This window comes from Paracoccus sp. NFXS7 (assembly GCF_040148865.1).
GTDB lineage: Bacteria > Pseudomonadota > Alphaproteobacteria > Rhodobacterales > Rhodobacteraceae > Paracoccus > Paracoccus marcusii.
This window is the reverse complement of record NZ_JAKEKV010000006.1, coordinates 143,691-166,278: the sequence shown is the minus strand read 5'-3', so window position 1 is coordinate 166,278 and position 22,588 is coordinate 143,691. Positions and strand designations below refer to the sequence as shown.

23 protein-coding genes and 2 tRNA genes are annotated in these 22,588 nt (G+C 67.5%); 21 read left to right on the top strand and 4 right to left on the bottom strand.

Annotated features, from left to right (window positions below; genetic code table 11):
- The first annotated feature begins 51 nt into the window (after nucleotides 1–51).
- Both LZ686_RS11850 and uvrB read left to right on the top strand, forming a co-directional pair.
- Nucleotides 52–1,269 (top strand): NAD(P)/FAD-dependent oxidoreductase, encoded by a 1,218-nt coding sequence (locus LZ686_RS11850; protein ID WP_349547919.1) that lies wholly within the window; start codon nucleotides 52–54, stop codon nucleotides 1,267–1,269.
- A 55-nt stretch (nucleotides 1,270–1,324) separates the two neighbouring features.
- Nucleotides 1,325–3,511 (top strand): excinuclease ABC subunit UvrB, encoded by a 2,187-nt coding sequence (uvrB, locus tag LZ686_RS11845; RefSeq protein WP_139597686.1) that lies wholly within the window; start codon nucleotides 1,325–1,327, stop codon nucleotides 3,509–3,511.
- Here uvrB and LZ686_RS11840 read toward each other — a convergent pair.
- The gene (locus LZ686_RS11840; protein ID WP_217844617.1) at nucleotides 3,508–3,783 is read right to left on the bottom strand and encodes an I78 family peptidase inhibitor; all 276 of its coding nucleotides are present in this window, start codon (nucleotides 3,781–3,783) and stop codon (nucleotides 3,508–3,510) included. The two genes, uvrB and LZ686_RS11840, sit on opposite strands and share 4 nt — an antisense overlap.
- 78 nt (nucleotides 3,784–3,861) lie before the next feature.
- Here LZ686_RS11840 and LZ686_RS11835 point away from each other — a divergent pair, with 78 nt between their 5' ends.
- The 3 genes from LZ686_RS11835 to LZ686_RS11825 all read left to right on the top strand — a co-directional run bounded on the left by LZ686_RS11835 (nucleotide 3,862) and on the right by LZ686_RS11825 (nucleotide 5,560).
- Nucleotides 3,862–4,176, top strand: coding sequence for a hypothetical protein (locus LZ686_RS11835; protein ID WP_349547918.1), 315 nt, complete (start codon nucleotides 3,862–3,864; stop codon nucleotides 4,174–4,176).
- Nucleotides 4,177–4,261: 85 nt separating this feature from the next.
- On the top strand, nucleotides 4,262–4,573 hold the full coding sequence (locus LZ686_RS11830; protein ID WP_042248244.1) for an ETC complex I subunit: 312 nt from the start codon (nucleotides 4,262–4,264) through the stop codon (nucleotides 4,571–4,573).
- Nucleotides 4,574–4,645: 72 nt separating this feature from the next.
- Nucleotides 4,646–5,560: an MYG1 family protein gene (locus LZ686_RS11825; protein WP_349547917.1), complete on the top strand. Its 915-nt coding sequence runs from the start codon at nucleotides 4,646–4,648 to the stop codon at nucleotides 5,558–5,560.
- Nucleotides 5,561–5,738: 178 nt separating this feature from the next.
- Here LZ686_RS11825 and LZ686_RS11820 read toward each other — a convergent pair.
- Together LZ686_RS11820 and LZ686_RS11815 are read right to left on the bottom strand one after the other, a co-directional pair.
- A tRNA-Asn gene (locus LZ686_RS11820) sits at nucleotides 5,739–5,813 on the bottom strand.
- Between the two features lie 60 nt (nucleotides 5,814–5,873).
- The gene (locus tag LZ686_RS11815; protein ID WP_349547916.1) at nucleotides 5,874–6,734 is read right to left on the bottom strand and encodes an MBL fold metallo-hydrolase; all 861 of its coding nucleotides are present in this window, start codon (nucleotides 6,732–6,734) and stop codon (nucleotides 5,874–5,876) included.
- Between the two features lie 34 nt (nucleotides 6,735–6,768).
- Here LZ686_RS11815 and LZ686_RS11810 point away from each other — a divergent pair, with 34 nt between their 5' ends.
- The 5 genes from LZ686_RS11810 to dusA all read left to right on the top strand — a co-directional run bounded on the left by LZ686_RS11810 (nucleotide 6,769) and on the right by dusA (nucleotide 12,300).
- Nucleotides 6,769–8,124: an ATP-binding protein gene (locus LZ686_RS11810; protein ID WP_349547915.1), complete on the top strand. Its 1,356-nt coding sequence runs from the start codon at nucleotides 6,769–6,771 to the stop codon at nucleotides 8,122–8,124.
- A 121-nt stretch (nucleotides 8,125–8,245) separates the two neighbouring features.
- On the top strand, nucleotides 8,246–10,663 hold the full coding sequence (gene lon / locus LZ686_RS11805) for an endopeptidase La (protein WP_295165915.1): 2,418 nt from the start codon (nucleotides 8,246–8,248) through the stop codon (nucleotides 10,661–10,663).
- Between the two features lie 124 nt (nucleotides 10,664–10,787).
- Complete coding sequence (locus LZ686_RS11800) at nucleotides 10,788–11,105, top strand: DNA-binding protein (RefSeq protein WP_252929935.1); 318 nt, start codon at nucleotides 10,788–10,790, stop codon at nucleotides 11,103–11,105.
- A 59-nt stretch (nucleotides 11,106–11,164) separates the two neighbouring features.
- Nucleotides 11,165–11,239 (top strand) — tRNA-Val (locus tag LZ686_RS11795).
- Between the two features lie 74 nt (nucleotides 11,240–11,313).
- Entirely contained in the window at nucleotides 11,314–12,300 is a 987-nt protein-coding gene (dusA, locus tag LZ686_RS11790; protein WP_349547914.1) for a tRNA dihydrouridine(20/20a) synthase DusA, read from the top strand.
- Here dusA and mazG read toward each other — a convergent pair.
- Nucleotides 12,297–13,103, bottom strand: a complete 807-nt coding sequence (gene mazG, locus LZ686_RS11785; protein ID WP_349547913.1) for a nucleoside triphosphate pyrophosphohydrolase — start codon at nucleotides 13,101–13,103, stop codon at nucleotides 12,297–12,299. The genes dusA and mazG overlap by 4 nt on opposite strands.
- A 64-nt stretch (nucleotides 13,104–13,167) precedes the next feature.
- Between mazG and LZ686_RS11780 the strand changes: the two genes are divergently transcribed.
- The 11 genes from LZ686_RS11780 to ggt all read left to right on the top strand — a co-directional run bounded on the left by LZ686_RS11780 (nucleotide 13,168) and on the right by ggt (nucleotide 22,435).
- Nucleotides 13,168–14,334 (top strand): M20 aminoacylase family protein, encoded by a 1,167-nt coding sequence (locus LZ686_RS11780; protein WP_282029177.1) that lies wholly within the window; start codon nucleotides 13,168–13,170, stop codon nucleotides 14,332–14,334.
- Between the two features lie 130 nt (nucleotides 14,335–14,464).
- Entirely contained in the window at nucleotides 14,465–14,797 is a 333-nt protein-coding gene (gene yajC / locus LZ686_RS11775; RefSeq protein ID WP_349547912.1) for a preprotein translocase subunit YajC, read from the top strand.
- A gap of 16 nt (nucleotides 14,798–14,813) precedes the next feature.
- Nucleotides 14,814–16,478: a protein translocase subunit SecD gene (secD, locus tag LZ686_RS11770; RefSeq protein WP_304613820.1), complete on the top strand. Its 1,665-nt coding sequence runs from the start codon at nucleotides 14,814–14,816 to the stop codon at nucleotides 16,476–16,478.
- 13 nt (nucleotides 16,479–16,491) lie between these two features.
- Nucleotides 16,492–17,478 carry a protein translocase subunit SecF gene (gene secF / locus LZ686_RS11765; protein ID WP_349547911.1) on the top strand — a complete coding sequence of 329 codons (987 nt, stop codon included), beginning with the start codon at nucleotides 16,492–16,494 and terminating at the stop codon, nucleotides 17,476–17,478.
- On the top strand, nucleotides 17,478–17,834 hold the full coding sequence (locus LZ686_RS11760; protein WP_045999530.1) for an Mth938-like domain-containing protein: 357 nt from the start codon (nucleotides 17,478–17,480) through the stop codon (nucleotides 17,832–17,834). The genes secF and LZ686_RS11760 overlap by 1 nt, the downstream gene beginning before the upstream one ends.
- Complete coding sequence (gene ccmA, locus LZ686_RS11755; RefSeq protein WP_349547910.1) at nucleotides 17,831–18,463, top strand: heme ABC exporter ATP-binding protein CcmA; 633 nt, start codon at nucleotides 17,831–17,833, stop codon at nucleotides 18,461–18,463. The genes LZ686_RS11760 and ccmA overlap by 4 nt, the downstream gene beginning before the upstream one ends.
- Entirely contained in the window at nucleotides 18,460–19,116 is a 657-nt protein-coding gene (gene ccmB / locus LZ686_RS11750) for a heme exporter protein CcmB (protein WP_127898150.1), read from the top strand. Before ccmA ends, ccmB begins: the two co-directional genes overlap by 4 nt.
- 43 nt (nucleotides 19,117–19,159) lie before the next feature.
- Entirely contained in the window at nucleotides 19,160–19,885 is a 726-nt protein-coding gene (locus LZ686_RS11745; RefSeq protein WP_045981130.1) for a heme ABC transporter permease, read from the top strand.
- Entirely contained in the window at nucleotides 19,882–20,025 is a 144-nt protein-coding gene (ccmD, locus tag LZ686_RS11740) for a heme exporter protein CcmD (protein WP_045981131.1), read from the top strand. Before LZ686_RS11745 ends, ccmD begins: the two co-directional genes overlap by 4 nt.
- Nucleotides 20,018–20,560, top strand: a complete 543-nt coding sequence (locus LZ686_RS11735; RefSeq protein ID WP_255522035.1) for a DsbE family thiol:disulfide interchange protein — start codon at nucleotides 20,018–20,020, stop codon at nucleotides 20,558–20,560. The genes ccmD and LZ686_RS11735 overlap by 8 nt, the downstream gene beginning before the upstream one ends.
- Nucleotides 20,561–20,629: 69 nt before the next feature.
- Complete coding sequence (gene ggt, locus LZ686_RS11730) at nucleotides 20,630–22,435, top strand: gamma-glutamyltransferase (RefSeq protein ID WP_349547909.1); 1,806 nt, start codon at nucleotides 20,630–20,632, stop codon at nucleotides 22,433–22,435.
- The last annotated feature ends 153 nt before the right edge of the window (nucleotides 22,436–22,588 follow it).

Here is a 22,588-nt window from a genome sequence, read left to right as displayed (position 1 = left end):
GATGGCGGGAATGTCTGCATCCCTGACCCATCATCAGCGATGGGGGCGGGAATGGCCGAGGTTCTGGTTCTGGGTGCGGGTATGGTGGGCGTCAGCACCGGTCTGGCGCTGCAGGCGCGCGGGCATGACGTCACCATCATCGAACGCGGCGTACCGGGGCGCGAGACCAGCTATGGCAATGCTGGCCTGATCCAGACCGAAGCGGTCGAGCCCTATGCCATGCCGCTGTCGCCCGGCGCGCTGTTCCAGATCGCCCTGGGGCGCGGCTATGACGTGAAATGGACGCCACAGGGCCTGCTGTCGCAACTGGGCGCGGTGGCCACCTATGCGTGGAATTCGCGGCCTGCCGCGCACAGGCGGGCATCGGTGACCTGGGGCAAGCTGATCCGCCAGTCGACCGACCGTCACGGCCCGCTGATCGCGGCGGCGGGCGCCGACAACATCATCCGCCGCAATGGCTATATCGAGATCCACCGCACCCCCGCCAAGATGGATGTCGCCCGAAAGACCGCCGAACGTTTCGCGACCGAGTTCGGCGTGCAGGCGCGGCTGATGAGCGGGGCCGAGCTGCGCGCCATGGAGCCCGCGATCCGCATCGAGGTCGAGGGCGCGACTCACTGGTCCGACAGCTGGAACTGCGCCGATCCGGGCGGCTTGGTCGCCAGCTATGCGGCGCTGTTCCAGAAGCGGGGCGGGCGCGTCGTGAACGGTGATGCCGGTGACCTGCACCGCCATGGCGCGGGCTGGTGCGCCGACGAGGTCGAGGCGGAACATGCCGTCATCGCACTTGGGCCCTGGTCGCCGATGCTGACGCAGCGCTTTGGCCTCAAGGTGCCGATGGTGTTCAAGCGCGGCTATCACAAGCATTATCACATGGAGCTGCCGCCCCATCACCCGATCGCCGATTTCGGCAATTCAGTCGTGTTGTCGCCCATGCGCCGCGGTTTGCGCATCGCCACCGCGGCCGAGCTGACGCCCCATCCGCGCCTGTCGCCGCCGCAGCTGAAGCATGGCGAGAAGGCCGCGCGCGAGCTGTTCGACATCGGGGCGGCGGTCGAGGCCGAACCCTGGACCGGACGGCGCCCCTGCATGCCCGACATGCTGCCCGTGGTGGGCCGCGTGCCGGACCAGCCGAACCTGTGGGCGCATTTCGGTCACGGCCACCAGGGCTTTACCCTGGGCCCGGTCACGGCCGAAATCCTGGCGGATGAGCTGTCGGGCGGCGAAGGCTGGGCGGAACTTCAGCCCGGGCGCCTGAAACGCGGTTGAAACCGGGCGGCTGCCATCACATCTTGAGGGCAACTCCGAACGGATCAGGAACCTCATGGGTCACAACAACACCAACGCGCCCGTGATGCGCGTTCCCGAAGTGACCCGCCCCAAGCTGGAGGGCGGGAAACGCTTTGCATTGAAAAGCGAATTCGAACCGGCGGGCGATCAGCCCACGGCCATCGCCGAACTGGTGGCGGGCGTCGGCGCCGGAGAGCGCGACCAGGTGCTGCTGGGGGCCACGGGGACGGGCAAGACCTTCACCATGGCCAAGATTATCGAGGAGACGCAGCGTCCCGCGATCATCCTGGCGCCCAACAAGACGCTGGCCGCCCAGTTGTACGGCGAATTCAAGGGGTTCTTCCCCGACAACGCGGTCGAGTACTTTGTCAGCTACTACGACTATTACCAGCCCGAGGCCTATGTGGCCCGCAGCGATACCTATATCGAGAAGGAATCGCAGATCAACGAGGCCATCGACCGGATGCGCCACAGCGCCACGCGGGCGTTGCTGGAACGTGATGACGTCATCATCGTGGCCTCGGTCAGCTGCATCTATGGCATCGGTTCGGTCGAGACCTATTCGGCCATGACCCAGGATATGGTCGTGGGCGAAAGCTATGACCAGCGCGAGTTCCTAGGCCAGCTGGTCGCGCAGCAGTACAAGCGGCTGGACACCAGCTTTCAGCGCGGCAGCTTTCGCGTGCGCGGCGATCTGGTCGAGGTCTGGCCCGCCCACCTTGAGGACCGCGCCTGGCGGTTCGACTTCTTCGGCAACGAACTGGAGGCGATCACCGAGTTCGATCCGCTGACCGGGGTCAAGACCGACAGCTTCAAGCAGATCCGCATCTATGCCAGCAGCCACTATGTGACGCCGCGCCCGACGCTGCAGCAGGCGATCAAGGGCATCAAGCAGGAACTGGCCATGCGCCTGAAGCAGCTGACCGAGGAGGGCAAGCTGTTGGAGGCGCAACGCCTGGAGCAGCGCACCGCCTTTGACATCGAGATGCTTGAGGCGACCGGCGTCTGCAACGGCATCGAGAACTACAGCCGCTATCTGACCGGGCGCGCGCCCGGAGAGCCGCCCCCCACGCTGTTCGAGTTCATCCCTGACAACGCCATCGTCTTTGCCGACGAAAGCCACGTGTCGGTTCCGCAGATCGGCGGCATGTATCGGGGCGACTTCCGGCGCAAGTTCACCTTGGCGGAACACGGCTTCCGCCTGCCGTCCTGCATGGACAACCGCCCGCTGAAGTTCGAGGAATGGGACGCGATGCGGCCCCAGTCGGTGTTCGTGTCAGCCACGCCTGCGCAATGGGAGATGGACCAGACCGGCGGCGTCTTCACCGAACAGATCATCCGCCCGACGGGCCTTCTGGACCCCAAGATCGAGATCCGCCCGGTCGAGATGCAGGTCGACGACCTGCTGGACGAGGTGCGCCGCGTGACCGCCGCAGGTTACCGCACGCTGGTCACCACGCTGACCAAGCGCATGGCCGAGGATCTGACCGAATACCTGCACGAGCAGGGCATCAAGATCCGCTACATGCACAGCGACATCGACACGATCGAGCGGATCGAGATCCTGCGCGACCTGCGGTTGGGCGCGTTCGACGTGCTGGTGGGCATCAACCTGCTGCGCGAGGGGTTGGACATTCCCGAATGCGGGCTGGTGGCCATTCTGGACGCCGACAAAGAAGGCTTCCTGCGGTCCGAGACGTCGCTGATCCAGACCATCGGCCGGGCGGCGCGAAATTCCGAAGGGCGGGTCATCATGTATGCCGACCGGATCACCGGCAGCATGGAACGCGCCATGGCCGAAACCGAACGGCGTCGCGCCAAGCAGATGGCCTATAACGAGGAGCACGGCATCACGCCCCAGACGGTCCGCAAGAACGTCGAGGACGTGCTGGCAGGCCTGTGGCAGGGCGACACCGACCAGTCGCGCGTGACCACGAAGGTGGACAAGCCGCTGATCGGCGCGAACCTGGCCGCCCATCTGGACGCGATGCGCACCCAGATGCGCAAGGCCGCAGAGAACCTGGAGTTCGAGGAGGCTGCGCGCCTGCGCGACGAGGTCAAGCGGCTGGAGGCGGTGGACCTGGCGATCTCGGACGATCCGATGGCGCGGCAGTCGGTGATCGAGGAGGCGGCCGAGGCCGCCGTCAAGTCATCGGGCCGTTCGACCGCCGGACGGGCCGGTCAACGAGGCGGCAACAAGCGATCCAAGCGCGGCCGCTAGCTGCATTCCACCCGGGCGATCCAGCCCTTGGCGTCCAGGAACATGGTCAGGCGCGCGGGATTGTAATCGCGCGTCATGACGCCCTGGTTGTGCACCTCGCGCTTGCGCAGGTTGGGCGGCAGACGGACCTCTCCGATGTTGCGTCCGACCAGGGCCTGGTGCTGGGACAGGTCGCACTGGCGGGCGGGAACGTCATAAGGGCTGCCGGCGCAGGCGCCCAGGGTCAGCATCAGCAGCGACGCGCAAAGGACAGGGTGGCGAAAGGGGGTCATGATCACGTCTCTCTCATGTGACAACGGCGTGTTGGAATGCCAACGTGGGCCATGTTCAGTTGTTCCGGTGGCAAGATGATGAAACATACGGTTTGGGTGGCGATGGTGGCATTCTGGCCCGCCGTCGCGCAATCCTCGACGGACGAGGCATGGGCCGAACTGCGCGACCGCACCGTGGCGGAATGCACACGCCTGGCAGAGGACGCGGCGCCCGACGCGGAACTGTCCGTGACCCCGAACGAATTCGGCACCGAGACCCACGCGCTGGCACTGGTCGTCGCCACGCTGCCGGACCTTCCCTCGGAACTGTCGGTCTGCCTGCTGGACAAGCAGACAGGCGTGGCGCAGCTGAGCGTTCCGTTCCAGGATCTGCCCGATACCCTACAGCCCTGACCTGCGTCGGCATGACCGGGGCAGGGGGCTTGATCCGCCGCGCGGATTTGGCGATACAGCGGACAGTCAATCCGAAGGATCACCCATGCCCGTGCGCATCTATCAGCCCGCCCGCACCGCGATGCAGTCCGGTACCGCCAAGACCAAGGGCTGGGTGCTGGAATTTCCGCCCGCCGACGCGCGCGAGGTCGATCCGCTGATGGGCTGGACCAGCAGCGGCGACACCCAAAGCCAGGTCCGCCTGCGCTTTGACACCCGCAAGCAGGCCGAGGATTACGCTCGCGATCATGGACTGGAATTCGTGGTGCAGGAACCGCACCGCCGCGGCACGAACATTCGCCCCCGCGGCTATGGCGAGAATTTCGCCACCGACCGCCGCGAGCCCTGGAGCCACTGAGGCCGCATCCGCCATCGACACAAATCTTTGCTGACCGCCCCCGGGCGGTCATCTGCATTTGAGGGATATTCCATGACCGTCACGCATCTCGTCACCCATTCCGGCGGCTTTCACGCCGATGAGGTCCTGTCCTCGGTCATCCTGACCCGCCTGCACCCGCAGGCTCGGATCATGCGGACGCGCGACGCCGACTGGATCACGCCTGCGGAAGGGCGGATCATCTATGACGTGGGCCGCGATTTCGACGCCGCGCGGATGATCTTTGATCACCATCAGAAATCTCCTCCGCTGCGCGACGACGGCCAGCCCTACAGTTCCTTCGGACTGATCTGGCGGCAGTTCGGGCGCGACTACCTGGCCGCGCTGCAGGTGCCCGAAGCAGATCTCGGGGCGATCCATGCGGCGATTGACGCCGACCTGGTGCTGCCCATCGACCTGGTCGACAACGGCGCGCTGTCGCCGACGGGGCCGCTGGCCGATCTGTCCCTGCCGATGCTGCTGGAGAGTCTCAAGCCCGTCTTCGATGACCGTAGCCCCGACGCCGACGACCGTGCCTTTGACGGTGCGGTCGCGATCGCCCGCGCCTTCGTCGAGGCGGCCGTGGCCCGCAAGGCCGCAAAACATCGCGCCGAGGCCGTCGTTAAGGCAGCCATTGCCGCCGCGGGCGACGGCCGGGTTCTGGAACTGCCGATGGGGATGCCGTTTCGTTCGGCCATTACCGCGGCGGGGGCGGACCATCTGCTGTTCGTGATCCATCCGCGGGACACGGACTGGGCGTTGACCGGCATCCGCCGCGATGCGGACGGGTTCGCCCTGCGCGCAGACCTGCCGGCAGCCTGGGCCGGCCTGACCGATGGCGCCTTCGAGGCTGCATCGGGCGTTCCCGGGGCGCGCTTCTGTCACAATGCCCGCTTTATCGCCGTGGCCGCCGATCGCGACGCCGCTTTGCATCTTGCAGACCTGGCGGTGGCGGCAAGCGAAGTGTGACGGCGGACAGCTTGAGCTATTGGACAGCCCTGCGGTCAGACGACTGCAGGGCGGCAGGTAGAATGTAAGAGATACCAACGTGAGGGCGCTGCGGGGATCATCGAAGTTGGGAGAGTGCTGTGCCGTCCGTCCGACACCCGTGTGTTTAACCAAACCTACTCAAGAACTTAGAGAGGTCTGGCTCCGGCGGTAGGGATCGAACCTACGACCAATTGATTAACAGTCAACTGCTCTACCGCTGAGCTACGCCGGAACACGGGGCGGATATAGCAACCTCGGTCAGGGGCGTCCAGTGGCGTTCTGGGGTTTTTTGTCATCCGGTCGAAAAAACCGTCTCGATCGTCAAAACGCCGGGAAAATCAACGGCTCCGATCTGGGACAGGGCGATCAGATGGGCCAGGACGTTGCGCGTGGCGATGGGAAGGACCGGTTCGGGCACCGCATAGATGCGGCGCGCGAGGCCCGCCGCGGAATCGGGCCGGACCCGCAGGGCGGCCAGGATCTGGGACGTGCGGTCGCGGCGGTGCCGCGTCAGTTCCGCGATCCGGTCCTGCGGGGCCGTGATCGCGGGCCCGTGGGTCGGCAGCAGGACGCGCGGCGACAGTGCCGCCAGCCGTTCCAGCGAGCGGAAGTATTCCGCCAGGTCCCCATCCGGCGGAGAGATCAGAGTCGAGGACCAGCCCATCACCAGGTCGCCGCAGAAGATCCGGTCACCCCATTGGAATGACAGGTGCCCTGCCGCATGACCGGGCGTGTGCCACGCGGTCAGCGACCAGTCGGGCGTGGTGATCACCTCCTGGTCGCGCAGGTGGCGGTCGGGCGCGAAAGCGTGGTCCAGCCCCTCGCCCCCGCCAAGACCCTCCAGCGCCAGGCGGGACATCAGCGGCGACCGCCCTGCCAGCGCATCGCCGAAGGCCAGCACCGGGGCGCCGGTCAGGCGGGAAAGGCGTGCGGCTCCGGCGCTGTGGTCGCGATGCGCGTGCGTGATCAGGATATGGCTGATGCGGCCGCGGCCGGCGCGGGCGACGGCGTCAATATGGGCGGGATCGTCGGGGCCGGGGTCGATCACCGCGACATGGCTGTCGCCCAGCAGGAAGGTGGTCGTGCCCGGCCCGGTCAGGGGGGACGGATTCGGGGCCAGGATCTGCAGCGGCTCTTTCGCAGGCGGGGTCATGGGGCTAGCCTAGCGCGCAACGCAGGAGGCCGCCATGTCGAACAATGCCGACGCCATGCAGATGCGCAAGCTGGTCCCGCGGGGCCTCTATGCGCGCGCGGCGCTGATCCTGTTCCTGCCGGTCGTGGTGGTGACGACTGTGGTCAGCGTGATGTTCCTGCAGCGCCATTTCGAGGGCGTGACGCGGCAGATGACCGCCAGCATGTCGCACGAACTGACCTTCGTCGCGCGGCTGATCGACAGTGCCGCGACGCCCGACGCGGCGCGGCGCGCCGGGGTGTCCGTGGCGCGCCCGCTGGAGCTGGAACTGGCGCTGCCGGTCGATCCGCCTACCGAGGATCGGCGGCTGTTCTACGATTTTTCGGGACGGGTGGTGACCGAGGTGCTGCGCGACGCGCTGCCGCAGGTGATCTCGGTCGATCTGGCCAGCAGCGACCGGCGGGTGTCGGTGGCGCTGGACGGGCCGCACGGACCCTATGCGCTGAGCTTCGAGCGGCGGCGGGTCAGCGCGTCGAACCCGCACCAGCTGCTGGTGCTGATGGTGTTCACGTCGCTCCTGATGACGGGGATCGCGATGATCTTCCTGCGCAACCAGCTGCGGCCGATCCGGCGGCTGGCCTATGCGGCCGAGGAATACGGCAAGGGGCGGATCGTGCCCTATCGCCCGTCCGGTGCGGTCGAGCTGCGCAGCGCGGGCACCGCGTTCCTGGACATGCGCAACCGGCTGGAGCGCCAGAACGACCAGCGCAAGCTGATGATGTCTGGAATCAGCCACGACCTGCGCACGCCGCTGACGCGGATGAAGCTAGGGCTGTCGATGATCGGGCCCGACATGCCGCCTGAGCCCGGTGACATCAGCGCGATGGAGGCCGACATCGCGGAGATGAACCGCATGGTCGACGGCTTTCTGGACTATGCCCGCGACGACGCGCAGGACAGCGCGCCCCAGCCCATCGCCGCCGCGGGTTTCCTGGAGGGCCTTGTCGCGGACGCGCAACGCGCCGGCCAGCAGGCCAGCCTGGTCCAGTTCGAGGGCGATCGGGACGGGTTGGCCACCTTCCGCCCCGACATGCTGCGCCGTGCGCTGGAGAACCTGATCGGCAACGCGGTGCGTTACGGCAGCCGGGCCGAGATGGACGCCTCACTTGGCCCGCGCAGCCTGCGGATCGGGATCGAGGATGACGGCCCCGGCATCCCGGAGGACAGCCTGGACGCGGCCATGCGGCCCTTTACCCGGCTGGATCCGTCGCGGCGCAGGAACAGCGCGCAGGGGGCCGGGCTGGGCCTGGCCATCGCTGCGGACGTGGCGCGCGCGCATGGCGGGCAGCTGCGGCTTGGCCGCGGCCCGCGTCTGGGCGGTCTGCGGGCAGAGATCGTCATTCCGCGCTGACGAAATAGGTGGCATTGTTGCGGTCATATTGAACGCGGGGGGCGACACCCCTAGATTGATCGCATGCAGAGGCCGCGCGTCGCCATGACGGGGCCGCGGCTTCGGGCAGAAAGGACATACCATGACGGAATTCACCACCCAGACCTATCCGGTGCTGCCCCTGCGGGATATCGTCGTCTTCCCGCACATGATCGTTCCCCTGTTCGTCGGACGCGAGAAATCGGTCCGCGCGCTGGAGGCCGTGATGGAATCGGACAGCCCGATCCTACTGGCCGCCCAGAAGGACGCGGCCATCGACGAACCGACCGAGGAGGGCATCTTCCGCGCCGGTGTTCTGGCCAACGTGCTGCAGTTGCTCAAGCTGCCGGACGGCACCGTGAAGGTGCTGGTCGAGGGCCGCGAGCGTGTCGAGATCACCGACTTCGTGCCCCATGACGACCATTTCATGGCCGAGGCCCGCGTCCTGGACGAGACGATGGGCGACGAGGCCACGGTGGCCGCGCTGGTGCGCACCGTGACCGAGGAGTTCGAGCGTTACGTCAAGGTCCGCAAGAACATCCCCGAGGAGGTCGTGACCGCCGTGTCCGAGGCGTCCGAGCCCGGCAAGCTGGCCGACCTTGTCGCTGGCCACATGGGCATCGACCTGGAGCGCAAGCAGGACCTGCTGGACACGCTGGAGGTCGCGGCACGCCTTGAGAAGATCTATGGCCACATGCAGGGAGAGATGTCTGTCCTGCAGGTCGAGAAGAAGATCAAGTCGCGCGTCAAGACCCAGATGGAGAAGACTCAGCGCGAATACTATTTGAACGAGCAAATGAAGGCGATCCAGAAGGAGCTGGGCGACGGCGAGGACGGCCAGAACGAGCTGGCCGAGCTGGAGCAGAAGATCGCCGCCACCAAGTTCAGCAAGGAGGCCCGCGACAAGGCCGACAGCGAGCTGAAGAAGCTGAAGTCGATGTCACCCATGTCGGCCGAGGCGACCGTCAGCCGCAACTACCTGGACTGGCTGCTGTCGCTGCCCTGGGGCGTCAAGTCGCGCACCCGCAAGGATCTTGGCCGCGCCGAGGCGATCTTGGACGCCGACCACTATGGTCTGGACAAGGTCAAGGAGCGGATCGTCGAGTATCTGGCCGTGCAGGCCCGCAGCCAGAAGCTGAAGGGCCCGATCCTGACGCTGGTCGGTCCTCCGGGCGTTGGCAAGACCTCGCTTGGACGGTCCATCGCCAAGGCGACGGGGCGCGAGTTCATCCGCATCAGCCTTGGCGGCGTGCGCGACGAGAGCGAGATCCGCGGTCATCGCCGGACCTATATCGGGTCCATGCCGGGCAAGATCATCCAGGCGCTGAAGAAGGCCAAGACGACCAACCCGCTGATCCTTCTCGATGAGATCGACAAGATGGGCCAGGATTTCCGGGGCGATCCGGCATCCGCCATGCTGGAGGTGCTGGATCCGGAACAGAACTCGACCTTCGTGGACCACTATCTTGAGGTGGAATACGATCTGTCGAACGTGATGTTCGTGACCACGGCCAACAGTTACAACATGCCGGGCCCGCTTCTGGACCGCATGGAGATCATCAGCCTGTCGGGCTATACCGAGGACGAAAAGCGAGAGATCGCCAAGGGCCACCTGCTGTCCAAGCAGATCGCCGCGAACGGTCTGCGCAAGGGAGAGTTCAGCGTCTCGGACGAGGCCCTGACCCACATGATCCGGTATTACACCCGCGAGGCCGGGGTTCGCTCGCTGGAGCGCGAGATCGCCAAGCTGGCCCGCAAGGCCGTGACCGAGATCCTGAAGGGCAAGGTCAAGTCGGTCGAGGTGACGCCGGAGAAGGTCGAGGAATACCTTGGCGTGCGCCGCCACCGCTATGGCCTGGCCGAGAAGGAGGACCAGGTCGGCGTGGTGACGGGTCTTGCCTGGACCTCGGTCGGGGGCGATCTGCTGCAGATCGAGGCGCTGCGCCTGCCGGGCAAGGGTCGGGTCAAGACCACCGGCAAACTGGGCGAGGTGATGAAGGAATCGATCGACGCGGCGTCCAGCTTCGTGCGCTCGATCGCGCCGGATATCGGGGTCAGGCCCCCGGAATTCGACAAGCGCGACATCCATGTCCACGTCCCCGAGGGCGCCACGCCCAAGGATGGACCGTCGGCGGGCATCGCCATGGTGACCTCGGTCGTTTCGGTCATGACCGGAATCGCGGTCCGCAAGGACATCGCCATGACCGGCGAGGTGACCCTGCGCGGCAATGTGCTGGCCATCGGCGGGCTGAAGGAGAAGCTGCTGGCGGCCCTGCGTGGCGGCATCAAGACGGTGCTGATCCCGCAGGACAATGAAAAGGATCTGGTCGAGATCCCGGACAACGTCAAACAGGGGCTGACGATCATTCCGGTCAGCAACGTTCGCGAGGTTCTGCGCCACGCCCTGGTGCGCCAACCTAAGGCCATCGAATGGGACGAGGCCGCCGAAGAGGCGGCCGAGGCCGCGCGGCTTGCCAACCATCGCGGCAGCGATGGACAGGGCAGCGCCGTCGCACACTGACAGGGAGAGGGCCGGGGCGATCCCCGGCCCTTTTTCCATGGCGCGGGCGGGCGTTAACAAAGATTGACGCAACGTCAAATCGCGCTAGGCTGATCCCATCATTGCCTGACGGGGGGGAACAGCAATGCCAGCCGAAATCATCGGGGCCGACGGCCCGACGCCCGTGCTGCACGATCCGCATGTGGCGATCGTCGTTCAGAAGCGCGACTTCATCGACCGGGTCGTGGCCGCGACGGGCGCCCGGCGCACCGATGCGCGCCCAATCATCGAGGCGACGCTGGCGCAGCTTGGCATGGTCCTGTCCGCCGGGCACACCCTTGCAGTGCCGCCCCTGGGGCGGGCGCGAATCAATCTGGAGCGTGACGCTCGCGGCGGCGATGTCATCACGCTGCGGCTGCGCCGCCGTGCCCCCCACCGGCCTGATGGCGTGGAAAACAGCTAGGCGAAACGCGCATCGCCCTCTTGCAACCGGCTGCGGCTGGCGGTAATGACCAGCCCGACGGGTGATTAGCTCAGTGGTAGAGCGCTTCGTTCACATCGAAGATGTCAGGGGTTCAAATCCCTTATCACCCACCATTTCCCTTGCCGGTTTGCGCTTTTCGCCGCGGGCGCCTATATCGGCGGCCTTGACCCGCAATCCCGGACCGCCCATGCCCGACCCGATCAGTGATGCCGCGCGCCTTTCGGTCGCGCCGATGATGGACTGGACCGACCGCAACTGTCGGCGGTTCCATCGGCTGATGTCGCGCCGTGCGCTGCTGTACACCGAGATGGTCACCGCGCCGGCGATCATCCACGGCGACCGGCCGCGCCTGCTGGATCATGACGCCGCCGAACACCCGGTGGCGCTGCAGCTGGGCGGATCGGACCCTGCGGAACTGGCCCAGGCCACGCGCCTGGCCGCCCCCTGGGGTTATGACGAGATCAACCTGAACTGCGGCTGTCCAAGCGACCGCGTGCAGTCCGGCGCCTTTGGCGCAATCCTGATGACCACGCCGCAGGTGGTCGCCGATTGCGTGGCGGCCATGCAGGACGCCAGCGCCGTGCCCGTGACCGTCAAGTGCCGCATCGGGGTGGACGACCAGCAGGCCGAACAAGTGCTGCCCGAATTTCTGGACATGCTGCAGCGCACCGGCATCCGGCGGGTGACGATCCACGCGCGCAAGGCTTGGCTCAAGGGCCTTAGCCCCAAGGAAAACCGCGAGGTCCCGCCGCTGGACTATCCGCTGGTCCACGCGATGAAGGCGCAGTTCCCGGCGCTGCATCTGTCGATCAACGGCGGCATCGCGACGCTGGATCAGGCCCGTGACCAGCTTGCTGTGATGGACGGGGCGATGATCGGCCGCGCGGCCTATCACGAACCGTGGAACATCCTGGGCGGCGCGGATGCGCTGTGGGGCGACGTTCCGCCCTTTGCCGCCCCGGCCGAGGTCGCCGTGGCGATGCGCCCGATCATCGTCGACCACATCGCCAAAGGCGGGCGGCTGCACCAGTTCACGCGGCACATGCTGGGCCTGTTCCACGGCCAGCCCGGCGCCCGCGCCTGGAAGCGCACCCTGTCCGAGGGGGCGTCCAAGGGCGGGATCGAGGTCTATGACGCGGCCCTGGCGCAGGTGACCGAGGCCGCGCTGGCCTAACCGGCGGTCTTCTCCGCGACCTTGGCCGCGTTCCACAGGCGGTCCATCTCGGCCAGGTCGCTGTCCTCGGGGCGGCGGCCGTCGGCGGCCAGCGCGGCCTCGATGGCAGCAAAGCGACGCGTGAACTTGGCGTTGGCGCGACGCAGGGCCAGTTCGGGGTCGATCTTCAGGTGGCGGCCCAGATTGGCCATCACGAACAGCAGGTCGCCGAACTCCTCCTCCATCGCGTCGGGGCCCAGGGTGTCGCGGGCCTCGACCAGCTCGGCCGTCTCCTCGGTGATCTTGTCCAGGACATCCGCGGGGCCGGGCCAGTCAAAGCCCACACGCGCTGCCCTATTCTGCAGCTTAAGCGCCCGCGTCAGCGCGGGCAGGCCCATGGCGACCCCGTCCAGCGTGCCGCGTTCGGCCTTGCCGGCCCGTTCGACGGCCTTGATCGCCTCCCAGTCCTTGACCTGCTGTTCGGCGGACTTGTCGCGGGATTCGTCGCCGAAGACATGCGGATGCCGGAAGATCAGCTTGTCGCTGATCGCGGCGGCACAGTCGGCGAAATCGAACATCCCGGCCTCGCGCGCCATCTGGGCGTGAAACACCACCTGCAGCAGCAGGTCGCCCAGTTCTCCGGGCAGCTCGTCCCAGGCCTGGCGCTGGATCGCGTCCTCGACCTCGTGGGCCTCCTCGATCGTGTAGGGCGCGATCGAGGCGAAGTCCTGTTCGATGTCCCAGGGGCAGCCGGTCCTGGGGTCGCGCAGGGCGGCCATGATGTCCAGCAGGCGCGTGATCTGCGCGGCAGGGTCGAGGGTCATTGCAATTCCCTTCGTCAGGCGGAAGATGGCCCATCGACTGCCACAGCATAAGGCCCAAGTCCACATGCCCGTCCTGAACCGCATCGCCGATTTCGCAGATCAGATGACCGAATGGCGCCGCCACCTGCACCAGCATCCCGAACTGGGCTTCGACTGCGGCCAGACCGCGGCGTTCGTCGCGGCGCGCCTGCGCGAGTTCGGCGTGGACGAGATCCACGAGGGGATCGGCCGCACCGGGATCGTGGCGATCATCCGCGGGCAGGGAGAGGGCCCGACCATAGGCCTGCGCGCCGACATGGACGCCCTGCCCATGACCGAGACGACGGGCCTTCCCTGGGCCTCGACCGTGGCGGGGCGGATGCATGCCTGCGGGCATGACGGGCACACGACGATGCTGCTGGGGGCCGCGAAGTACCTGGCCGAGACGCGCAACTTTGCCGGCCGCGTCGCGCTGATCTTCCAGCCCGCCGAGGAGAACGGCGGCGGCGGCGACGCGATGGTCCAGGACGGGATGATGGACCGCTTTGCCATCGAACGCGTCTTTGCGATGCACAACAATCCCGGCCAGCAGACCGGCAGCTTCCAGACCACCCCCGGTCCGATCATGGCCGCCGTCGACACGTTCGAGATCGACGTGCAGGGCCGCGGCGGCCATGGCGCGATGCCGCACCTGACCGCCGACCCGATCGTGGCCGCCGTGGCGGTGGTCGGGGCGATCCAGACGATCAGCAGCCGCAACCACCATACCGCCGACGACCTGGCCCTGTCGGTCACCCAGATCCACACCGGTAGCGCCGACAACATCGTGCCGGACACGGCCTATATCTGCGGGACGGTGCGGACCTTTGCGCCCCATGTGCGCGACATGGTGCGCCGCCGCATGACCCAGATCTGCGACGGGCAGGCCCAGGCCTATGACGTGGAGATCCGCCTGAACTATCAGGAAGGCTATCCCGCGACGGTCAACGACGCCGAACAGACCGCCTTTGCCGTGCGCGTCGCCAAGGAGATCGCCGGCCCCGCCAATGTCGATCCCGACGCCGGCCGCGAGATGGGGGCCGAGGATTTCAGCTATATGCTGAACGCGCGGCCCGGCTGCTACCTGTTCCTGGGGCAGGGGGACGGGGCGGGGGTCCACCACCCGGCCTATGACTTCAACGACGCAATCTCTCCGGTCGGGGCCAGCTTCTTCGCGCGGCTTGTCGAACGCGCGCAGCCGGCGCAACCCTGATCACAAGGACGTTCGCCGCCCTTGCCAGCAAGGCGGCGGGCGCTTTCTTGCCAAGGGCGGACAGCGCGGCTAGGTTGCGCGCCAATCCTGACGCGGCCCCGGTCGCGCCCCCAGACCGAAAGGACCCTTGATGTTCGTGACCCCCGCCTATGCCCAAGCCGCCGGCGGCGCCGGTGCCGGTGCTGCATTCGCGCAGTTCATCCCGCTGCTCCTGATCTTCGCGATCATGTACTTCCTGATGATCCGCCCCCAGCAGAAGCGTCTGAAGGCACATCGCACGATGGTCGAGAACGTCAAGAAGGGTGACCGCGTCGTCACCCAGGGCGGCATCCTGGGCAAGGTCGTGTCGGTGGGCGAGGACGAGCTGGAGGTCGAGATCGCGACCGGCGTGCGTGTCCGCGTGATCCGCAGCACCCTGGCACAGGTCGTCACCAAGACCGAACCTGTCGCCGCAAACAGCTGAAAAGGCCCTAGCCAAGATGCTTCAGATCGACCGATGGAAGCGCGTCCTGATTTTCGGGATCTGCCTTCTGGGCCTGCTATATGCCTTGCCCAACGCCTTCTACGCCCGCGTCGAGGCGCATAACGATGCCGTGGCCCAGATCGAGGCCACCGGCGTCGAGACGCCCGAACTGGCCGCGGCGCGGGATGGGTGGCCGTCGTGGATGCCGTCGCATCTGGTCAATCTGGGGCTGGACCTGCGCGGCGGCGCCCATCTGCTGGGCGAGGTGCAGGTCGACCAGGTCTACAAGTCGCGCATGGATGCGCTGTGGCCCGAACTGCGCCGCGCGCTGTCGGATGCCCGCGACACCGTCGGATCGGTCCGCCGCGTGGCCTCCCCCGACGGCGTCCTGGCCATCGAGATCGGCAATGCCGACCAGATGGCCGCCGCGACCGAGATCGTGCGCGGATTTTCCACGCCCGTCACCACGCTGACCGGCGCGGGCCAGCAGTCGCTGGCCATCAGCACCCAGGGCGCGACCCTGACCATCCAGCTGTCGGATGCCGAAAAGGCCGTCACCGACGACCGCACGATCCAGCAATCGCTGGAGATCGTGCGCCGCCGCGTCGACGAGGTCGGCACGCGTGAACCCACCATCACCCGCCAGGGCGAGGACCGCATCCTGATCCAGGTGCCGGGCATCGGATCGGCCGCGGAACTCAAGGAGCTGATCGGCACCACCGCGCAGCTGACCTTCAACCCGGTCGTGGGCACCACTGCCGACCCGCAGGCCCAGCCCGGCGTCGGCCAGACGATCGCACCGTCCATCGACCAGCCGAACCTGTTCTATATCCTGGAGCAAAGCCCCGTCGTCACCGGCGAGGATCTGGTGGACGCCATGCCCGCCAGCGACGAGAACGGCCTGCCTTCGGTCAACTTCCGCTTCAACCCGACGGGGGCGCGGGCGTTCGGGGCCTATACCTCGGCCAATATCGGCCAGCCCTTCGCGATCGTCCTGGACAACGAGGTCATCTCGGCCCCGGTCATCCGCTCGGCGATCACCGGCGGATCGGGCCAGATTTCGGGCTCGATGGACTTCGACCAGGCGAACCAGCTGTCGATCCTGCTGCGCGCCGGCGCCCTGCCGGCCGAGCTGACCTTCCTCGAGGAACGCACCATCGGCCCCGAACTGGGCCAGGACAGCATCGAGGCCGGGCGCATCTCGGCCATCGTCGCCACCGGGCTGGTCGCGGCCTACCTGATCGCCAGCTATGGGCTGTTCGGCGTGTTCGCCTCGATCGCGGTCACGGTCAACGTCATCCTGATCCTGTCGATCATGAGCATGATGGGCGCAACCCTGACCCTGCCGGGCATCGCGGGCATCGTCCTGACGGTGGGCACCGCGGTCGACGCCAACGTCATCATCTTCGAGCGCATCCGCGAAGAGCTGCGCCGCGCCAAACGACCGTTCCGCGCCATCGAGGACGGTTTCCGCGAAGCGATGAGCGCGATCATGGACGCCAACGTCACCAGCTTCATCGCGGCGGCGGTCATGTTCTATCTAGGCTCGGGCCCGGTCAAGGGCTTTGCCGTCACGCTGACCATCGGTCTGGTCACCTCGGTCTTCACGGCGATCTTCCTGACGCGCCTGATGATCCTCACCTGGCTGGAATGGCGCAAGCCCGTCCAGCTGAACCTGTAAGGGGGACGCAATCATGGCCTTCCGTCTGAAACTGGTCCCCGACGTCACCCGGATCGACTTCTTCCGCTGGCAATGGCTGACCGTCGGGGCGTCCGCCGTGGCGGTGGTCGTGTCGATCCTGGCCACGATCTTCATGGGGCTGAACTACGGCATCGACTTCCGGGGCGGCACGACGATCCGCACCGAAAGCACCACCGCCTTCGACATCGGCGACTATCGCCAGGCGTTGGACGGCATGGGTTTCAGCGACGTGTCCATCACCGAGGTGTTCGACCCGTCCTTCGGGGCCGACCGCCACGTCGCCATGGTCCGCATCGGCACCACGGACGAGGCGGGATCGGTCTCTCCCGAGCAGTTGGCCGAGGTCGAGGCTGCGTTGCAGCAGGTCGACCCGCAGGTGACCTTCGCCTCGGTCGAATCCGTCGGACCCAAGGTGTCGGCCGAACTGATCCGCACCGCCATCATGGCGGTGGCGGCGGCGACCGTGGGCATCCTTCTCTACATCTGGCTGCGGTTCGAATGGCAGTTCGCGGTCGGCGCGGTGGTGTCGCTTCTGCATGACATCATCCTGACCGTCGGCGTCTTCGCGCTGTTCCAGATGAAGTTCGACCTGACGACCATCGCGGCGCTGCTGACGACATTGGGCTTCTCGGTCAACGACACCGTCGTGGTCTTCGACCGGCTGAGGGAGAACCTGATCAAGTTCAAGACGATGAAGCTGATCGACGTCATGAACCTGACCGTGAACGAGACGCTGTCGCGGACCGTCATGACCGCGGTGACCACCGCCATCGCGCTGACCGCGATGCTGGTCCTGGGCGGCGACGTGGTGCGCGGGTTCGTCTTCGCGATGCTGTGGGGCGTGTTCGTGGGCACCTATTCCACGGTCTATGTCGCCAAAAGCGTCGTTCTGTGGCTGGGCGTGAAACGCGACTGGTCCAAGGACGGCGACGGTCCCAAGAAGAACGTGTCTCCCTTCGAGGGCGCCGAGGAGGTCTGATGCCCGCCCTGACGCCTACGGATTTCACCGGCCAGAACGCGGTCGACGGCTATGGACCCGGCTTCTTCCGCATTGCCGGAAAGGTCCATCAGGGCGCGCAGGTGGTCGAAGCCGATCGCGTGACGCCCTGGGGCGGGCTGGACGATCCCGGCCCGCTGCTGGCGCTGGCCGGGCGCGTGGACGTGCTGTTCCTGGGGCTTGGGGCGCAGGTCGGCTATGCCCCGCGCGACCTGGCAGCGCAGCTGGACGCGCTTGGCGTGCGGGTCGAGGCGATGGCCTCGGCCACCGCGGCGCGCACCTACAACGTCACCCTGTCCGAAGGGCGGCGCGTCGCCTGCGCCCTGATCCCCGTGTGAGCCTGCTGGCCGTCCATGACCTTGCCGTCGCGCGCGGAGGTCTGCGGACGGTCGAGGGCGTCAGCTTTGCCCTGGACCCCGGTCAGGCGCTGATCCTGCGCGGCCCGAACGGGCTGGGCAAGACTACGCTGCTGCGCACGGTCGCGGGGCTGCAATCCCCCGTCGCAGGGCGGATCGACATGGCCGACGACGTCGTCGCCTATGCCGCCCATGCCGACGGGCTGAAACCGGCCCTGACGGCGCGCGAGAACCTGACATTCTGGGCGCGGGTCTTTGGCGGGCAGGGCGTCGATCGGGCCTTGGCCGCGATGGACCTGACCACGCTGGCCACGCGTCCCGCCGCGGCGCTGTCGGCGGGGCAGAAACGCAGACTGGGGCTGGCGCGACTGCTGGTCACGGGCCGTCCGCTGTGGGTGCTGGACGAGCCGACGGTGTCGCTGGATGCCGCCTCGGTCGCGCGCTTCGCGCAGGTGGTGGCCGACCATCTGGGGCAGGGCGGTGCGGCGCTGATCGCCACGCATATCGACATGACCCTGCCGCAGGCGCGCGTCCTGGACCTGACCCCGTTCCGCGCCCGGCCCGGCGCGCCCGTCGCGCGGCCGTCCGGCTTCAACGAGGCGTTCGGATGATCGCGCTCTTGATCCGCGACCTGCGTCTGGCCACGCGGGCGGGCGGCGGGTTCGGCCTGGGCGTTGCGTTCTTCCTGATCCTATCGGCGCTGGTGCCGTTCGGCGTCGGTCCGGACCGTGCGACGCTGGCCCCCGTGGCGCCGGGCATCCTGTGGGTCGGGGCACTGCTGGCATGCCTTCTGTCGCTGGATCGCATCTTTGCGCTGGATCACGAGGACGGCAGCCTGGACCTGCTGGCCACCGCCCCCCTGCCGCTGGAGGGGGCGGTCGCGATCAAGGCCCTGGCCCATTGGATCACCACCGGCCTGCCGCTGGTGCTGGCCGCCCCGATCTTCGGGCTGCTGCTGCACCTGCCGCTGCAGGCCGTGCCGGCGCTGGTGCTGTCGCTGGCCCTGGGCACGCCGGCGCTGTCGATGCTGGGGGCCTTCGGGGCGGCGATCACCGTCGGACTGCGCCGGGGGGGGCTGCTTTTGTCGCTGTTGGTCCTGCCGCTGTATATCCCCACACTGATCTTCGGCGCCGAGATCACCCGCCGCGGGGTCGAGGGGCAGGCCATCGGCACGCCGCTGGTGTTCCTGGCGGGCATCACGCTGGCGGTGCTGGCGCTGATCCCGCTGGCGGCAGCGGCGGCACTGCGCGTCAATCTGCGGTGAGACGCCCTTGAGGGCGCGGGGAAAACAGGGAATACACGGACACATGTCGATCTGGGAATACGCAAACCCCGCCAAGTTCATGCGCACCACCGAAGGGGCCTTGCCCTGGCTGGTCGGCAGCGCCGCAATCTGCTGCGTGGGCGGGGTGGTCTGGGGCTTCCTGACGCCCGAGGATTTTCGCCAGGGATCGACGGTCAAGATCGTCTTCCTGCACGTGCCCGCCGCGATGATGGCCATCAACATCTGGGTGATGATGCTGGTCGCGTCGCTGATCTGGATCATCCGCCGCCACCATGTCAGCGCGCTGGCCGCCCGGGCCGCGGCCCCCATCGGGGCGGTGATGACGCTGATCGCGCTGGCGACCGGGGCCATCTGGGGCCAGCCGATGTGGGGGACGTGGTGGGAATGGGACCCGCGCCTGACCTCGTTCCTGATCCTGTTCCTGTTCTACATCGGCTATATCGCGCTCTGGGCATCGGTCGAGGATCCCGACAGCGCCGCCGACCTGACGGGCGTGCTGTGCCTGGTGGGGTCGGTCTTTGCGCTGCTGTCGCGCTATGCGGTGCTGTTCTGGAACCAGGGCCTGCACCAGGGCGCCAGCCTGTCCGTCGCCCCCGGAGAGCGGATGTCCGCGGTCTATCGCCATCCGCTGTACCTGTCGATGCTGGGGTTCTTCCTGCTGACGCTGGCGCTGATCCTGATCCGCACCCGAACCGAAATCCGCAAGCGCCGCCTGGCCGCGCTGCAAGCCAGGGAGATGCGCGCATGATCGATCTTGGACGGTATGCCGGCACCGTGCTGGCAGCCTATGGGGTCAGCATCGTGCTGATCGCGGGGCTGGTCTGGCACACCGTCGCGGCCAATGCCCGCGCCCGCCGCGCCCTGCAGGAGTTCGAGCGCAATGGCTAGGATCGCGCCGCTGATGCTGCTGCCCCCGCTGGCCTTCGCGGCGCTGGCCGCGACCTTCCTGTGGGGCATGAACCGCGATGATCCGGGCAGCGTGCCGTCGGCCATGATCGGGCGTCAGGCACCGCCCGTGCCCGCCACGACCCTGCCCGGCAAGACCCAGCTGACCGACGCGATGCTGCGCGAACCGGGGGTCAAGCTGGTGAACTTCTGGGCAAGCTGGTGCCCGCCCTGCCGGATCGAACATCCGACCCTGATGGCGCTGTCCGAACAGCTGCCCGTCTATGGCGTCGATCTGCGCGATGTCGAGGCCAACGCGCTGCAGTTCCTGTCTGCCGACGGCGACCCCTTCGCGGCGCTGGCGACCGATCCGCGCGGACGGGCAGCCATCGACTGGGGCGTGACCGCGCCGCCGGAAACCTTCATCGTCGATGGCGAAGGGACGGTTCTGTACCGGTTCGCCGGGCCGCTGGTCGACGCCGATTACCAGACGCGATTTCTGCCAGAGCTGGAACGCGCACTGGCCGACCAAGACTAGGCTGCTTGCACCCAGTCCCCTTGCGCGACATGCTGACCCAAAGGCACGCACAAATAGGGGAGACGGCAGATGACACGGACAGGTCTGGCACTGGCGCTGCTGATGGGCAGCACCACTTGGGGCATGGCCCAGCAGGCGACCGACGCGATCGCGCCCGAGGCCGCGTCGGGCACGCGGATCACGACCGAAGGCTTTGGTGATCTGACGCAGGCCGCCCGCGACGGGCTGGCCGCCAAGGCCGAGGGTCGTGCGGTCACCGCCCCCGACTGGATGATCAGCGCCGCCCACCCGCTGGCCGTGCAGGCCGGCGCCCGTGTGTTGGAACAGGGCGGCAGCGCGGCCGACGCGATGGTCGCGGTCCAGGTCGTGCTTGGCCTGGTGGAACCGCAAAGCTCCGGCTTGGGTGGCGGGGCGTTCCTTGTCTGGTACGATGCCGCCACGGGCGAGGTGACCACGCTGGACGGCCGAGAGACGGCACCGATGGCCGTGACCCCCACGCTGTTCCAGGATGACGAGGGTCAGCCGCTGGACTTCATGGAGGCGGTGGTGGGCGGTCGGTCCGTCGGTACCCCCGGCACGCCGCGCCTGCTTGAGACCGCGCACCGCAAATGGGGTCGCGCCAACTGGGCCGGGCTGTTCCAGGACGGCATCGATCTGGCCCAGAACGGGTTCACGGTGTCGCCGCGGCTGGCCTCGCTGGTCGCGTCCGAAGGCGATGCCCTGGCCCGCTATCCGGCGACGACGGACTATTTCTTTCCCGGCGGTCAACCCATCGCGCAGGGGGCAACCCTGACCAACCCCGCCTATGCCGACACGCTGCGGGCGCTGGCCCGCGACGGTGCGGATGCCTTCTATGACGGTCCCATCGCGGACCAGATCGTCGCGGCGGTCCGCGGGGCCGAGGACAATCCCGGCCTGCTGACCCGGTCCGACCTGTCGGCCTATCGCGTCGTGGAGCGTCCGGCGGTCTGTGTCGAGTATCGCGATCACGACGTCTGCGGCATGGGGCCGCCATCCTCCGGGGGTCTGACGGTGGGGCAGATCCTGGGGATGCTGGGCGGCTATGACCTGGCTTCGCTTGGCGCCGAAAGTCCCGAGGCGTGGCGCCTGATCGGCGACGCCTCGCGCCTGGCCTTCGCGGATCGGGGCCGCTTCATGGCGGATGCCGATCATGTGGCGATGCCGACCCAAGGGTTGATCGACCCGGCCTATCTGGACGAACGCGCAGCCCTGCTGCAGGGGGACGACAGCCTGCCAGAGGTCACCGCCGGCCAGCCGGGGTGGAGCCACGCCGCTCTGTGGGGCCAGGACAGCGCGCTGGAACTGCCCTCGACCACCCATATCTCGATCGTGGATGGCGACGGGAATGCGCTGTCGATGACCACCACCATCGAAAACGGTTTCGGGTCGCGGATGATGGCGGCGGGGTTCCTGCTGAACAACGAGCTGACCGATTTCAGCTTCGAGACGCATGACGCGGACGGCTGGCCCATCGCCAATGCCATCGCGCCGGGCAAGCGGCCGCGGTCGTCGATGGCGCCGACCATCGTGCTGAAGGACGACGCCCCGGTGATGGTGATCGGATCGCCGGGCGGCAGCCGGATCATCGGCTATGTCGCGCGGGCCATCGTGGCGCATCTGGACTGGGGCCTGGACATCCAGGCCGCCGTGGCCGGGCCGAACCTGGTGAACCGTTTCGGCCCGATGGACGTCGAGGCGGGGCTGCCCGTGGCCCTGACCGACGGGCTGACCGCGATGGGGTTCGAGCTGAACGAGACCGAGCTGACGTCGGGCCTGCAGGGGATCGTGGTCACCCCCGACGGGTTGCAGGGCGGCGCCGACCCGCGCCGCGAGGGTGTCGCCATCGGCGGCTGATCAGCGCCGGGCGGGGTCTGTCCCCGCGTCGGTCCTCGCGGGGTTTTCGGCAACAAAGATGCCCGCCCCGCCGTGGTCGGCGCCCATCCTGGCCTTGGTCATGAAAAAACCCCCGGCGCGGTGCCGGGGGTTTCCTTTTCGCAGCGCGGGCCG

Bases quoted from the DNA above. Each gene is read 5' to 3' on its own strand.
- LZ686_RS11850 (WP_349547919.1), top strand. From the start codon at position 52: ATGGCCGAGGTTCTGGTTCTGGGTGCGGGTATGGTGGGCGTCAGCACC.
- uvrB (WP_139597686.1), top strand. From the start codon at position 1,325: ATGGGTCACAACAACACCAACGCGCCCGTGATGCGCGTTCCCGAAGTG.
- LZ686_RS11840 (WP_217844617.1), bottom strand. From the start codon at position 3,783: ATGACCCCCTTTCGCCACCCTGTCCTTTGCGCGTCGCTGCTGATGCTG.
- LZ686_RS11835 (WP_349547918.1), top strand. From the start codon at position 3,862: ATGAAACATACGGTTTGGGTGGCGATGGTGGCATTCTGGCCCGCCGTC.
- LZ686_RS11830 (WP_042248244.1), top strand. From the start codon at position 4,262: ATGCCCGTGCGCATCTATCAGCCCGCCCGCACCGCGATGCAGTCCGGT.
- LZ686_RS11825 (WP_349547917.1), top strand. From the start codon at position 4,646: ATGACCGTCACGCATCTCGTCACCCATTCCGGCGGCTTTCACGCCGAT.
- LZ686_RS11815 (WP_349547916.1), bottom strand. From the start codon at position 6,734: ATGACCCCGCCTGCGAAAGAGCCGCTGCAGATCCTGGCCCCGAATCCG.
- LZ686_RS11810 (WP_349547915.1), top strand. From the start codon at position 6,769: ATGTCGAACAATGCCGACGCCATGCAGATGCGCAAGCTGGTCCCGCGG.
- lon (WP_295165915.1), top strand. From the start codon at position 8,246: ATGACGGAATTCACCACCCAGACCTATCCGGTGCTGCCCCTGCGGGAT.
- LZ686_RS11800 (WP_252929935.1), top strand. From the start codon at position 10,788: ATGCCAGCCGAAATCATCGGGGCCGACGGCCCGACGCCCGTGCTGCAC.
- dusA (WP_349547914.1), top strand. From the start codon at position 11,314: ATGCCCGACCCGATCAGTGATGCCGCGCGCCTTTCGGTCGCGCCGATG.
- mazG (WP_349547913.1), bottom strand. From the start codon at position 13,103: ATGACCCTCGACCCTGCCGCGCAGATCACGCGCCTGCTGGACATCATG.
- LZ686_RS11780 (WP_282029177.1), top strand. From the start codon at position 13,168: ATGCCCGTCCTGAACCGCATCGCCGATTTCGCAGATCAGATGACCGAA.
- yajC (WP_349547912.1), top strand. From the start codon at position 14,465: ATGTTCGTGACCCCCGCCTATGCCCAAGCCGCCGGCGGCGCCGGTGCC.
- secD (WP_304613820.1), top strand. From the start codon at position 14,814: ATGCTTCAGATCGACCGATGGAAGCGCGTCCTGATTTTCGGGATCTGC.
- secF (WP_349547911.1), top strand. From the start codon at position 16,492: ATGGCCTTCCGTCTGAAACTGGTCCCCGACGTCACCCGGATCGACTTC.
- LZ686_RS11760 (WP_045999530.1), top strand. From the start codon at position 17,478: ATGCCCGCCCTGACGCCTACGGATTTCACCGGCCAGAACGCGGTCGAC.
- ccmB (WP_127898150.1), top strand. From the start codon at position 18,460: ATGATCGCGCTCTTGATCCGCGACCTGCGTCTGGCCACGCGGGCGGGC.
- LZ686_RS11745 (WP_045981130.1), top strand. From the start codon at position 19,160: ATGTCGATCTGGGAATACGCAAACCCCGCCAAGTTCATGCGCACCACC.
- ccmD (WP_045981131.1), top strand. From the start codon at position 19,882: ATGATCGATCTTGGACGGTATGCCGGCACCGTGCTGGCAGCCTATGGG.
- LZ686_RS11735 (WP_255522035.1), top strand. From the start codon at position 20,018: ATGGCTAGGATCGCGCCGCTGATGCTGCTGCCCCCGCTGGCCTTCGCG.
- ggt (WP_349547909.1), top strand. From the start codon at position 20,630: ATGACACGGACAGGTCTGGCACTGGCGCTGCTGATGGGCAGCACCACT.